The following is a 12,285-nucleotide window of genomic DNA, read 5'->3' on the forward strand; positions in this document are numbered from 1 at the left end:
CCTCCCTCCCCTATCGCGGCCCGATGGCAAAGCCGCAAGCCGTTCCGATCCAAGAACTTGGCGAGAAATTCTACGATCCGGTCGCGCCGGCCGATTTCCCCGCTTGTACCCCGCGTTTCCTCAATCGGCGGTGGGCCAACCGGATTGGCCTTTGCGACCTGTCCGATGAACAGTGGGGCAAGCATTTCTGCCGGTTCGCGCCCTTGCCGGGAAACCTCCCGCAGCCGCTTGCCCTTAAATACCACGGGCACCAGTTCCGGGTTTACAATCCCGACATCGGCGACGGCCGTGGCTTCCTGTTCGCGCAGCTCGGCGGCGATGACGGGCGCCTGCTGGACCTCGGCACCAAGGGCAGCGGCCAGACGCCATACAGCCGGCGTGGCGACGGGCGGCTTACCTTGAAGGGCGGTGTCCGCGAGGTGTTGGCGACCGAGATGCTGGAGGCACTGGGCGTCAACACATCCAAGAGCTTCGCGCTGTTCGAAACCGGTGAAGAGCTATGGCGCGGGGACGAGCCATCGCCCACCCGCTCGTCGGTGCTCACGCGCCTCAGCCATGGGCATATCCGGATCGGCAATTTCCAGCGCTTCGCATTTTTCGGTGACGTCGAAGGGATTGCCGCGCTTACCCGATATTGCCTCGTCCACCTGCTTGACGAACCGCTGGGCGACGATGCCGAAAATGCCGCACGGCTGTTCGACCGGGTCTGCTCGGCGACCGCGACGCTCGCCGCCAGCTACATCGCGGCCGGCTTCGTCCATGGCGTCCTCAACAGCGACAATATCAACATCACCGGCGAGAGCTTCGATTACGGCCCGTGGCGGTTCACGCCGAAATGGGACGAGGAATTCGTCGCCGCATACTTCGATGAGATCGGCCTTTACGCCTTCGGCCGTCAGCCGGAGGCGATCCATTGGGATGTGGCGCAACTGGCCGGATGCCTGGCGATGATCGGCGAGGCGCCGGCCCTGTCCGATCTGCTGGCATCATGGCCCGACCGGTTCCACCTGGCCCTGTCGGACCGGATGCTGGCGCGGCTCGGCATCGCGCGCCGTGGGGAAGCCGAGGACCGGCCGCTCATCTCGGCGATGCTGGCGGCGCTGAGGACCGGATCGGTCGAGATCGACCGCTTCTTCTTCGATTGGCGCGGCGGGCGGCAGCCGGCGGGGGAGGTCTATGCGGCCGAGGAGTATAAAGAGTTTCGCTCGTTGCTGGACAGGCGGCAACATCCGTCCTCCCACGCCTATTGGGCCGATGCCGGTCCCTGCTCCATGCATATCGAAGAAGTGGAAGCCATTTGGGCCGCCATTGCCGAACATGACGACTGGTCCCCATTTGAGTCCAAGATTGACGCAATTCGGCGGCTTGGTGACGCCATGACGTCGGACGCACCGGCTTGACCGGTCTTGCCGCGCATGGTTAGCGCCGGGTGCGTGTCGGAGAATTAATGGCTGAAAAACTTGTCTCGACCGAGCCGGCTACCGGCGCTGAAATCTGGTCCGGTCCCGTCGGGGATGCAGCGGCCGAGGTCGCGGCCGCGCGTGCCGCCTGGCCGGAATGGGCGGCGAATAGCGTCACCTACCGCATGGAGACGCTGCGCCGTTTCGCCAATGTCGTCCGCGCCCGCGAAACCGAATTCGCCGAGCTGATCGCACGGGAGACCGGCAAGCCCTTTTGGGAGGCCAAAACGGAGGTCAATTCCGTCGTCGCCAAGGTCGATATTTCCGCCAACGCCTATTCGCAACGGACACCGACCAGCCGGCTGGAAGCGGCGATGGGCAACAAGGTCACGGTACGCCACAAGCCGCATGGCGTCCTGGCCGTGCTCGGCCCCTATAATTTCCCCGCGCACCTTCCCAACGGCCACATCGTCCCGGCGCTGATGGCCGGCAATGCGGTGGTATTCAAGCCGTCGGAGAAGACGCCGGCGACGGGAGCTTTCCTGGTCGAATGCTTCCACGAAGCTGGTGTGCCCGAAGGCGTGATCCGGCTGCTGATCGGCGGCCCGGCCGAAGGGAAGGCATTAGCCGCACAGGCTGGAATTGATGGCCTGCTTTTCACCGGATCGGTTGGCGCTGGAATGGCGCTGCACCGCCAGTTCGCGGAGAATCCGAACAAGATCCTGGCGCTGGAACTGGGCGGCAATAGCCCGATCGTCGTGTGGGACTCACCCGATCTCAAGGCGGCCGCCACGATCATCGTCCAGTCGGCTTACCTGTCCGCCGGGCAACGCTGCACCGCCGCGCGTCGATTGATCGTCGAGGACGGCAAGCATCAGGAATTGGTCGACGAGATCTGCAAGCTCATCGACCGGATCATCGTCGACCATCCGATGGCCGACCCGCAACCGTTCATGGGCCCGGTGATCGACCTGGTGACCGCCGACATCCTCCAGGACCGCTTCCTCGGATTGATGATGAAGGGCGGAAAGCCGATCCGGCGCCTCGACAGGCCATTTGAGGAGCGGCCTTATCTGACGCCCTCGTTGATCGACATGACCGATGCCAAGGATCGGCTGGACGAAGAGCTGTTCGGACCGGTGTTGCAGCTGATCCGGGTCAAGGATTTCGACGCGGCGATCGACGAGGCCAACAATACGCGCTTCGGGCTTGCGGCGAGCATCCTGACCAAGGACCCCAAGCTTTACGACCGCTTCTGGGCCAATGTCCGGTCCGGGGTGATCAACTGGAACCGGCCAACCAACGGCGCGCCCTCCAACGCCCCGTTCGGCGGCGTCGGCTATAGCGGCAATCATCGCCCGAGCGCCTTCTATGCTGCCGATTATTGTGCCTATCCGGTGACAAGTGTCGAGGCAGAAGGTGCCAGATCGGTGATTACCGAGGGCCTTCGCGACGCCTATGTGCCGGAACCAGAGTGACGGGCGAGGCTAGCCAGCCCAGCCTCCCAGCGCTCTTCGCGCGCTTCCTTCGATTTGGACTGCTAGCCTGGGGCGGCCCGGTCGCGCAGATCGCGATGATCAAGCGCGAACTGGTCGAGGAAGAGCAATGGCTAAGCCCAGAGCGCTTCAACCGGTTGCTTGCCGTCTACCAGGTGCTTCCGGGACCTGAAGCGCATGAGCTTTGCGTCCATCTCGGCATGATGAAGCGCGGACGTTTGGGCGGTTTCCTGGCCGGGTTGGGCTTCATGCTGCCGGGACTTCTTCTCATCCTTGCCTTGGCCTGGCTCTACCAGCGGCTGGACCTGGATCGCCCGGAAATCGCGGCGATCTTCCTTGGAGTCCAGATCGGGGTCATCGCCCTTATCGTCCGGGCGGTGCACCGGATCGGCGATCATGTACTGACCGACAAATGGTTGTGGGCGGCCGGCATCGGCAGCGCCATCGCATCCCTTCTGGGAGTCAGCTTCTGGATCATCCTGCCAGTGGCCGGGCTATTCTACGCGGCGGCGGCATCCGGGCGGTACGCGCTGTCGGCGGCAATCGTTGCGATCGGAGTGGTTCTTGCACTGTGGATGACCGGCCCCGGCGCCAGCGGCGCAATGTCCGGCAATGGCCTCGTCGAAGCCGGATCGGTCGGAGCCGCCGCCCTGTTCCTGTCGGGTCTCAAGGCAGGCTTGCTTACGTTCGGCGGCGCCTACACCGCCATCCCCTTCGTCCGGAACGACGCCGTCGGTCGGGGTTGGGTGAGCGAGGGGCAGTTCCTCGACAGCCTGGCGCTGAGCGGCGGCATCCCCGCCCCGCTGATCATCTTCGCCACCTTCGTCGGTTACCTTGCGGGCGGCCTCGGCGGAGCCTTGGCGATCACGGCCGGGATCTTCCTCCCCGCCTTCTCCTTCGGCCTATTGTTCTACGACCGGCTCGAGCGCGTGATCGAGGACGAGCGGTTGCATCGTCTGTTGGAAGGCATCGCCGCCGGGGTCGTCGGCCTGATCGCCGTCACTGCGTTGCAGCTCGGCTGGAATATCGCGCTGAAGCTGAGCTCGCCTCTACCCAGCGCCGCGATATTCGCCGCCTCGCTGGCGCTGCTCTACCTTTGGAAGTCCAGGATGAACGTATTGGCCGTCGTCATCGGCTCGGCTGCAGTCGGCGCACTGGCGTTCGCATGACCATTCCCGCTGAGCCGTCACGGGAGTGAATCCCGTGACGTCGATCCGGTCGCTTCGCGCCGGTCGGCCGGGCTTCGCCGTGCATCGACGCAATGACGCTCGCTCCGCTCCGCTTACATTACGCTCTGCGGCTCAGCTGCGCATCTCCGGGAGATAGTCGTTCTCGCCAGGGTCGCTGAACTTGGTGATCTTGGCATCGAAGCGGAGGCGAACCTTGCCGGTCGCGCCGTGGCGCTGCTTGGCGACGATCAGCTCGGCGGTACCGTAGACGCGCGCCATTTCCTCCTGCCACGCGGCGAATTCGGGATGGTCCTCGGCTGGCTGCTTGGCCGCGACGTAATAGTCGGGCCGGAACACGAACCAGACCATGTCGGCATCCTGCTCGATCGAGCCCGATTCACGAAGGTCCGACAGCTGCGGCTTCTTGTCCTCGCGCTGCTCGACGGCGCGGCTTAGCTGCGACAGCGCCATCACCGGCACGTCCAGTTCCTTCGCCAGCTGCTTGAGGCCGCGGCTGATCTCGGAAATTTCCTGCACGCGGTTGTCGTTGCCACCGCCCTTGCCAGTGCCCTGCAGCAGCTGGAGATAGTCGACCACGACCATGCCGATGCCCTTCTGCCGCTTTAAGCGGCGGGCACGGGCACGGAGCGCGGCGATGGTGAGGCCGGGCGTGTCGTCAATGTAGAGCGGAAGCGTCGACAGCTCGCCCGCGGCGCGGGCCAGCGAACGGAATTCCTGCTGGCTGATCTTTCCCATGCGCAGGTTCTCGGAACTGATCCCCGATTGCTCGGCAAGGATACGCGTCGCCAGCTGGTCGGCCGACATTTCCAGGCTGAAGAAGGCGACCGGAGCGCCGGCGCTCTTTGACGGTTCGATCCCGTCCTCCTGGTCGCGCAAAAAGCGCTGCGCCGCGCTGAACGCGATGTTGGTGGCGAGCGAGGTCTTGCCCATGCCTGGGCGGCCGGCGAGGATCACAAGGTCGCTCTTGTGCATGCCGCCGACCTTCGTGTTCACCCCGTCGAGCCCGGTAGTGATGCCCGATAGATGGCCGCCGCTGTTCAGTGCCTTTTCGGCCTGTTCCAAGGCAAGGCGTGTTGCGTCGCCGAAGCTCTTGACGGCGTTGGCCGTACCCCCCTCTTCGGCGACGCGGTAAAGCTCGCTCTCGGCCCGCTCGATCTGGGCGAGAGGCTCGACTTCCTCCGACGTATCCAGCGCGCTTTCGACCATGTCGCGCCCGACACCGACCAGCGCCCGAAGGAGGGCAAGGTCGTAGATTTGTGCCGCGAAATCGCGCGCGCCGATGACCGCCGCGCCGGACCCGGTCAGCTGCGCCAGATATGCCGGGCCGCCGACTTCCTTCATCGCTTCGTCCGCGTCGAAGATCGGCTTCAGAGTCACCGGATTGGCGACCATATTCTTGTCGGTCATCCGGAGGATGGCTTCGTAGATACGGCCGTGTAGCGGCTCGAAGAAATGGTGCGGCTTCAGGCGAAGCTGGACGTCCTCGACCAGCCGATTGTCGATCATCAGCGCGCCAAGCAGCGCCGCTTCCGCCTCGATATTCTGGGGGAGCGCTGGTGTCGCGGGAGTTTCTGCTCCCTCGTTGATTCGGATTACTTCGGCCATTGGCAGGAGAGTATGCCGAACGGCCTTACGCCTCCACCCTGCAAATACGGATTTCCGTGGAGGGGGTTGTGGAAAACCGCTGCGTCATTGCGAGCAGCCGAAGGCAGCGTGGCAATCCAGCAACTAGATTGCTTCGCTACGCTCGCAATGACGATTGATGACAATACGACGCGCCGCTAGCCACACTCCATGACCATTCAATCGGACCGCTGGATTCGCGAACAGGCCCTCAACAATGGGATGATCGAGCCCTTCGTCGAGGCGCAGCGGCGCGAAGGCTGCATCAGCTATGGCTTGTCGTCCTACGGCTATGACGCCCGCGTCGCCGACGAGTTCAAGATCTTCACCAATGTCGACAGCGCGACCGTCGACCCCAAGGATTTCGCGTCGAACAGCTTCGTCGATCGCCAGACCGAAGTATGCATCATCCCGCCCAACAGCTTCGCCCTGGCGAGGACGGTCGAATATTTCCGGGTGCCCGAAGACGTGCTGGTCATCTGTCTCGGCAAATCGACCTATGCCCGCTGCGGCATCATCGTGAACGTCACGCCGCTGGAGCCCGGCTGGGAAGGACATGTGACCTTGGAATTTTCCAACACCACGCCGCTGCCCGCCAAGATCTACGCCAACGAAGGCGCCTGCCAGTTCCTGTTCCTGAAAGGGAATGAGCGGTGCGAGGTCAGCTATTCCGACCGCGCCGGCAAATATATGGGCCAGCGCGGCGTTACACTGCCCAAGCTGTAATCAGGCGTTCTGCTTCCTCTTTGCCGCCCGCTCCTCGCGTGCCGCATCATGCTCAAGCAGTTCGCGGGCGTGGAGGATCGTATCCACCCAGTCGTGGAACGCATGTGCCAGCTTGAAGACCAGGTCCTTGAGCGGCCCATCTTTGAGGCAGCCATCCTCGCCGAAACTGTCGTCGGACACATGGCCCAGATAGGCTTCGGGCTGCTGCATCACGGGCATGTTGAGGAAGACGCAGGCCTGGCGAAGCTCATGATTGGCGCCGAAACCTCCAATCGAGCCGGGTGAAGCGCTGATGATCGCCGCCGGCTTCCGGTCCCAGACGCTCCGCCCATAGGGCCTGGATCCGACATCGATCGCATTCTTGAGGACGCCGGGAACGCCGCGATTATATTCGGGCGTGCAGAACAGGATTCCGTCCGCGGCACTCACCTGCTCGCGAAAACGCACATAAGGCTCGGGCTGCTGCTTCTGCAGGTCATAGTCCTGATTGTAGAGCGGCAGGTCGCCGATCTCGACCATCGTGCATTCAAGATTGTCGCCGCGCATTGCGCACATCGACCGCGCGATCTTCCGGTTGAGGCTTTCTTTCCGAAGACTGCCGACGATGATCGCGATCTTGTAATTGGCCATGTCCACCCTCCCGAGCTTGCAACGGTTAAGCGCGCCATGCGCCTATTTGTTGCGCAGCACTAGCCCGGCAGGGTGGATAGCCAGGGTCAGGGCCTACTTTGTTGCTTGCTCGACCTGTTTCCATTCGTCCTTGGTCAGGCAAACCTTCGTCGCGAGGCGCGAACCGGTTCCGGCCGGCCGGCGGCAGACCTTCTTGGTGGCGTTGCCGTCGGAAGCATCGGAACTGACCGCTCCGACTTGGTTCTCGGCAACTTGCTGGCCGTTGTTCTTTGCCACGGCAGGCGAAGCTGAAATGATTGCGGCCGACAGGATGCTCAACGTTTTAGTGCGCATGTTACTTCTCCCCATCGACATCCCGTAAGCCTTTTACCCCGCGAGGTTTTTGGCCGCCATTCGCCCCCTGTCGGCTGGCAGATGGACGAACGGACTTGGTCGAAATGAGGCGTCGACGAACCGCTCGACTAACGACGGCGGCCCTGATGCCGGATATTGGCGGGGCGGCCGCGCTTCCCGCCGGTCCTGACCCTGTCGCGGCGTTGTGGGGCGTTGGATCGGCCGGCAAACTTTCCTTCGGGTAGTTCGAAGCGGAGCGCTCCGGAGGCAGGATTGGCTTCGACCAGCTTCAACTCGAGATGCTGGCCGACACGGTAGGTCTCGCCGCTCTCTTCCCCAACCAGCGCCCGGGCGGCCTCGTCGTAACGGAAATATTCGTTCCCAAGGATCGCGGCCGGGACCAATCCGTCGCCGCCCAGATCCTCGACCGTGGCGAAGAAGCCGAACGGCTGCACCCCGGTGATCCTGCAGCGGAGGATCTGCCCGACCTTGTCGGCGAGGAAGGCGGCGACATACCGGTCGATCGTCTCTCGCTCCGCCTCCATCGCCCGGCGTTCGAGCATCGAAATATGCTCGCCAATCTCGGTGAACTGCTCGGCATCCGCGGGCGGAAGGCCGCCGTCACCCAGCCTGTAGGAGCTAACCAGCGAACGGTGGACGAGCAGGTCGGCGTAGCGGCGGATGGGCGAGGTGAAGTGGGCGTAGGAGGCTAGCGCCAGTCCGAAATGGCCGAGCGGCTCGGGACCGTAGCGGGCCTGCATCTGGGTTCTGAGAACCTGCTCCATGATCTCGGGCCGCGCGTCATGGTCAGGGCCGACACGCTCGATGATGCGGTTGAAGGTCGCCGGCCGGATCACCTGTCCCAGCGCGAATTCGATATCGAAGGTTGCAAGATAATCCTTGAGCGCGACCAGCTTCTCGCGGCCGGGCCCTTCGTGGACGCGGTACATGACGGGCGCCTTCTTCTTTTCCAGCGCCTTCGCCGCCGCGACGTTGGCAGCGATCATATAGTCCTCGACCAGCCGATGAGCGTCCAACCGCTCGCGCGGCGCGACGGAGAGGATGCGGCCCTTTTCGTCGAGCATCACCCGCCGTTCCGGCAGGTCGAGCTCCAGCGGCTCGCGCTTTTCACGCGCCTTGAGCAACGCTCGCCAGCAGGCCCAAAGGGGCTTCAGCGCCTTGTCGACAAGTTCCTTCGAGACGGCGGGATCATGAGGCTCGAGTTCTGGCATTGAGCAAGGAGAGGAAGCATTTTCAATGACTTGCTCGCCAGCAGCATCCATCGCGGCCTGAGCATCCTCATATGCAATGTTTGCGATCACACAAATCTTGGCTCGCGAAAATCGCCAGCTCTTGAGGGCTCCGTCCTTGCCGACATGAAGGTGACAGGCCATCGCGGCACGCACCTCGCCCTGCTTCAGCGAGCAGATGTCCGACGACAATTCGTGCGGCAGCATCGGCACGACGCGGTCGGGGAAATAGACGCTGTTTCCGCGAGCCCGCGCCTCGCGGTCGAGCTCGCTTCCCGGGCGGACATAGTAACTGACGTCGGCGATCGCGACGATCGCATCCCAACCGTCGCTGTCCTCGCGTGGGTTGGCCCAGATCGCGTCGTCATGATCGCGCGCATCTTCAGGATCGATAGCGACGATCGGCAAATGGGTAAGGTCCTCGCGGTCATCGCCGAGCTTCTGCTTGGCCACCGCCTTGGCCTCGACGATCGCTTCGGTCCGGAATTCGTCGCGCAGCCCATGTTTGTGGATCGCGATCAGGCTGAAGCTGCGGGGCGCGAAGGGATCCCCAAGGATCGCATCGACACGGGCCGTTACCCTCGGCGGACGGCCAGACGGCTCGCACAGGACGAGGTCGCCTTCCTGTGCATCTTTGAGCTCGGAAATCGGAAGCTCGCGCCGCTCCTTCTTGTCGACCGGAGTAAGGTAGAAGCGATCTCCTTCCCTACGCACCACGCCCAGCACCAGCTCTGCTGAGCGCTGCAACTTCTTCATCACATGGGCGACGTGACCCTTTCCGGCTTCCTCGGTACGGGCGAGGATCCGGTCGTTGAGCGCCAGCGCCGAGCGGCGTCCCCGCTCGATCACGCGCAGTTTCGGCGGCGGCGTATCGGCGTGCCAGTTTTCGGGCTGCGCCCAGACCTGACCATCGTCGACTGACACGACCCGAAGCACTGTCACCTTGGGCACGCCGCCCGCCTTGTGGAAGGCGCGACCGGGCGAGGAGTCGATGAGCCCCTCGTCCGCCATGTCCTTAAGCAACGCCTTCAGCATGATCTTGTCGTGGCTGGAGAGGCCGAACGCCCGCGCGATCTCGCGCTTGCCCGCCGGCTGACCGCTGGATTCGATGAAGTCGAGGATCTGCTGGCGGGTCGGAAGTCCCTGGGAAGATTTGCGGGGCATGTGGCTCCTAGTTGGGCGCGGCGGTCGCCGCTGACAATGCGGCCTGCCGTGCCATGCGATGTTCGCGCCAGACGATGACCAGGCCGCTAACGATAATGATCGGTGCGCCGATCCAGATCCACGGCGTCGGCAGCTCGCCGAAAATCCACATGCCGAGCAGCACGGCCCAGATCAGACTGGTGTAGTCCATCGGCATGACCAGCGCGACCGGCGCCAGCCGGAGCGCGCCGGTGAGGGTCAGTTGCGCCAGCCCGCCGGCAAGCGCCAATGCGCCGAGAATGGCCCATGTCACGGGATCATGTGCGCCCGCGAACCAGATCATCATCACACCGAGCGGGACAAGCGAGCTGGCCGCGAACCAGAATACGGTGGTGCTGGCCCGCTCGGTCTTGCCCAGGTGCCGGATCGTGATGGTCACCGATGCCGTCAGCAAGGCCGCGATCAGCGCCACTGAGGCGCCAAGGATCGGGACCTGACCGGTCCCTGGCTGGACGATCAGCAGAACGCCTAGAAAACCGGCCGCGACCGCGCCCCAGCGCCAGCGTCCGGTCGGCTCGCCCAGAACCATGGCCGCGAGCACGGTCGAGAAGATCGGAACCGAAAACCCAATCGCGGTCGCCTCGGCCAGGGGCAGCAGGATCATCGCGGCGAAGTTCAGCGCCATGGCCGTAAGGCCGAGCGCCATTCGCCCGACATGCGCGCCGACCCGCTTGGTGCGCAACGACCCGAAGCCGGGACCGGCCGCGACCATTCCGACCGCGCAGAGCGCCGTCCCGCATTGGCGGTAGAAGAGGCTCTCGACCAGGGCGACCCCGCGCGTCGACGCCAGCTTCACCAGCGCGAACATGACGGCGAGGAGCAAGGCCGTCAGGAGGCGGAGGCCCACGCCGGCGATTGGCCGCTGCTCCGCCGGGCGATCGGTGTCGAAGGTGGCGGATCGCGGCATGACTAAGCCCTAACCGTCATTGCGAGCAAAGCGAAGCAATCCAGTGAAATGGATTGCCGCGTCGCTATCGCTCCTCGCAATGACGACTACTTCGCAGGCTCCGCCGGCTTCACATAGGGCTTGAACGCGCCGCCGGGGACGGCCGACGCGACCGGGCTTTCGAAGCCGTCGGCGCTGACCGAGGCGACGCCGAATACCCAATCGTCGACGCGAACGCCCTTTAGGATCGCGTCACATTTCGATTGCTTCAGCTCTTCCCGGATGAAGCATGGGTTGGGCGGGCCCTGATCCGGCCGGACGATATTCCATACTTGCTGGGAATTCTGCCAATTGTTCGAATCCGTCCGGCGCCACCTCACGTTGAACATCGGTACCGAGCCCGGGAGCCAGCTGATCTTGGTATCCGTGCTAACCGCACCTTCAACCTTGGGTTCCGGCGGCGGCGGGGCGCTGGCCAGCCAGGCGAGCGCGGCGACGTTCAGCTTCGTCACCCGGGCGAGATATGGGAAATCCACATTCTCTATCGTGTCGCCATATTTGATGCCGTTTTCGGTCCTCAAATCCTGATGCTGCCAATTGTAATTCTCGATCGCGACCGAGAAGCGCACGGCCGGGAAGCCGGCGTTGAGGAACTCGGTGTGATCGCCACCGCGGCCGAAGCGATCGTTGCGCCATACCTGCATAACGTCGATGCCGAGGTCCGGAACGCGCTCGGCCAAAGTATCGAGAAAGCGTGAGATGTTGCGCGACGGGGAGTCATTCTCGCCGCCAAGGCTGCGGACCTGAGCGCGGATTTCTTCCCCGCCTTGCCACCGCAACCCTTCAGAAAAAATGCGAACCTGCTTGTCGTTGCACACACCATCGGAACTGCAGCTGTTGCCGACAATATCGTTGTTCAAATTGGCGATGACGTTCCAGCCTTGCGCCTTGGCATAATCGGCCAGGATTTTGCCGCCGTTCAGCCCCTGCTCCTCGCCGGAGAGGGCGGCATAAACGATGGTACCGGGGAACTTGTGCTTCGACAGAACGCGCGCGGCCTCCAGCACGGCGGCGGTGCCGGAGCCGTCGTCGTTGGCGCCCGGCGCATCGGAGGTGAAATTCATCGGGTCGCTGACGCGGCTGTCGATATGGCCGGTGATGATGACGACGTCGTTGGGCCGTTCGGTGCCGCGCTGGATCGCGACTGCATTGCAGATCTTCGTCGGCGTCGGGATGCGCGGGAGCTTGGTGACCGTGTCGCAAGTCTGCAGTGTCTCCAGGCCGTGCTTCTTCATCTCCGCTTCGGCCCAGCGGACGGAGGCGCCGATGCCGCGCTTGGGATCGGTCTGCGACGACAAGGTGTGGCGCGTTCCGAAGCTGACCAGCTTCTCCACCGTGGCCTTCATCCTGGCCGCATCGACGGCACGGGCGATTTCCGCGACCTTCGCCTCGGGAGGCGGAAGCGGCGTCGTCGCGCCGGCTGAGGTGGTTGCACAAAGGGCGATCAGGAGGGCTGCTGGGCGATACATGGCGCGGTACTAAGCACGC

General features: G+C 63.8%; 10 protein-coding genes. 4 read left to right on the plus strand and 6 right to left on the minus strand.

Features of this window, described 5'->3' with window-relative positions:
• The first annotated feature begins 23 nt into the window (after window positions 1-23).
• From LZ496_RS05145 to chrA, 3 genes are read left to right on the plus strand one after another with little or no spacing between them, the layout of a single operon-like run.
• Window positions 24-1,400: a protein adenylyltransferase SelO family protein gene (locus LZ496_RS05145; protein ID WP_249903506.1), complete on the plus strand. Its 1,377-nt coding sequence runs from the start codon at window positions 24-26 to the stop codon at window positions 1,398-1,400.
• Window positions 1,401-1,447: 47 nt separating this feature from the next.
• Complete coding sequence (gene astD / locus LZ496_RS05150; RefSeq protein ID WP_249903507.1) at window positions 1,448-2,878, plus strand: succinylglutamate-semialdehyde dehydrogenase; 1,431 nt, start codon at window positions 1,448-1,450, stop codon at window positions 2,876-2,878.
• The gene (chrA, locus tag LZ496_RS05155; RefSeq protein ID WP_366516688.1) at window positions 2,875-4,065 is read left to right on the plus strand and encodes a chromate efflux transporter; all 1,191 of its coding nucleotides are present in this window, start codon (window positions 2,875-2,877) and stop codon (window positions 4,063-4,065) included. The genes astD and chrA overlap by 4 nt, the downstream gene beginning before the upstream one ends.
• Window positions 4,066-4,197: 132 nt before the next feature.
• Here chrA and LZ496_RS05160 read toward each other — a convergent pair whose 3' ends face one another.
• The gene (locus LZ496_RS05160; protein WP_249903508.1) at window positions 4,198-5,691 is read right to left on the minus strand and encodes a replicative DNA helicase; all 1,494 of its coding nucleotides are present in this window, start codon (window positions 5,689-5,691) and stop codon (window positions 4,198-4,200) included.
• A 189-nt stretch (window positions 5,692-5,880) separates the two neighbouring features.
• On the opposite strand from LZ496_RS05160, the gene dcd reads away from it, so the two are divergent.
• Window positions 5,881-6,435, plus strand: coding sequence for a dCTP deaminase (gene dcd / locus LZ496_RS05165; RefSeq protein ID WP_249903509.1), 555 nt, complete (start codon window positions 5,881-5,883; stop codon window positions 6,433-6,435).
• Here the strand turns inward: dcd and LZ496_RS05170 are convergent, their stop codons facing one another.
• The 5 genes from LZ496_RS05170 to LZ496_RS05190 form a co-directional block, all read right to left on the minus strand.
• Window positions 6,436-7,065 carry an NADPH-dependent FMN reductase gene (locus LZ496_RS05170; protein WP_283937881.1) on the minus strand — a complete coding sequence of 210 codons (630 nt, stop codon included), beginning with the start codon at window positions 7,063-7,065 and terminating at the stop codon, window positions 6,436-6,438.
• A 93-nt stretch (window positions 7,066-7,158) separates the two neighbouring features.
• Entirely contained in the window at window positions 7,159-7,398 is a 240-nt protein-coding gene (locus tag LZ496_RS05175; protein ID WP_249903510.1) for a hypothetical protein, read from the minus strand.
• Between the two features lie 128 nt (window positions 7,399-7,526).
• Window positions 7,527-9,812, minus strand: a complete 2,286-nt coding sequence (locus LZ496_RS05180; RefSeq protein ID WP_249903511.1) for a ribonuclease R family protein — start codon at window positions 9,810-9,812, stop codon at window positions 7,527-7,529.
• A 7-nt stretch (window positions 9,813-9,819) separates the two neighbouring features.
• Window positions 9,820-10,758 carry a DMT family transporter gene (locus tag LZ496_RS05185; RefSeq protein ID WP_249903512.1) on the minus strand — a complete coding sequence of 313 codons (939 nt, stop codon included), beginning with the start codon at window positions 10,756-10,758 and terminating at the stop codon, window positions 9,820-9,822.
• Window positions 10,759-10,844: 86 nt separating this feature from the next.
• Window positions 10,845-12,266 carry a M20/M25/M40 family metallo-hydrolase gene (locus LZ496_RS05190; protein WP_249903514.1) on the minus strand — a complete coding sequence of 474 codons (1,422 nt, stop codon included), beginning with the start codon at window positions 12,264-12,266 and terminating at the stop codon, window positions 10,845-10,847.
• Window positions 12,267-12,285 lie beyond the last annotated feature (19 nt).

This window comes from Sphingomonas caseinilytica (assembly GCF_023516455.1).
Taxonomy (GTDB): domain Bacteria; phylum Pseudomonadota; class Alphaproteobacteria; order Sphingomonadales; family Sphingomonadaceae; genus Sphingomicrobium; species Sphingomicrobium caseinilyticum.

Coding starts and splice junctions, on each gene's coding strand:
- astD (WP_249903507.1), top strand. CDS start 1,448: ATGGCTGAAAAACTTGTCTCGACCGAGCCGGCTACCGGCGCTGAAATC.
- LZ496_RS05160 (WP_249903508.1), bottom strand. CDS start 5,691: ATGGCCGAAGTAATCCGAATCAACGAGGGAGCAGAAACTCCCGCGACA.
- LZ496_RS05185 (WP_249903512.1), bottom strand. CDS start 10,758: ATGCCGCGATCCGCCACCTTCGACACCGATCGCCCGGCGGAGCAGCGG.
- LZ496_RS05190 (WP_249903514.1), bottom strand. CDS start 12,266: ATGTATCGCCCAGCAGCCCTCCTGATCGCCCTTTGTGCAACCACCTCA.
- LZ496_RS05145 (WP_249903506.1), top strand. CDS start 24: ATGGCAAAGCCGCAAGCCGTTCCGATCCAAGAACTTGGCGAGAAATTC.
- LZ496_RS05170 (WP_283937881.1), bottom strand. CDS start 7,065: ATGGCCAATTACAAGATCGCGATCATCGTCGGCAGTCTTCGGAAAGAA.
- dcd (WP_249903509.1), top strand. CDS start 5,881: ATGACCATTCAATCGGACCGCTGGATTCGCGAACAGGCCCTCAACAAT.
- LZ496_RS05180 (WP_249903511.1), bottom strand. CDS start 9,812: ATGCCCCGCAAATCTTCCCAGGGACTTCCGACCCGCCAGCAGATCCTC.
- LZ496_RS05175 (WP_249903510.1), bottom strand. CDS start 7,398: ATGCGCACTAAAACGTTGAGCATCCTGTCGGCCGCAATCATTTCAGCT.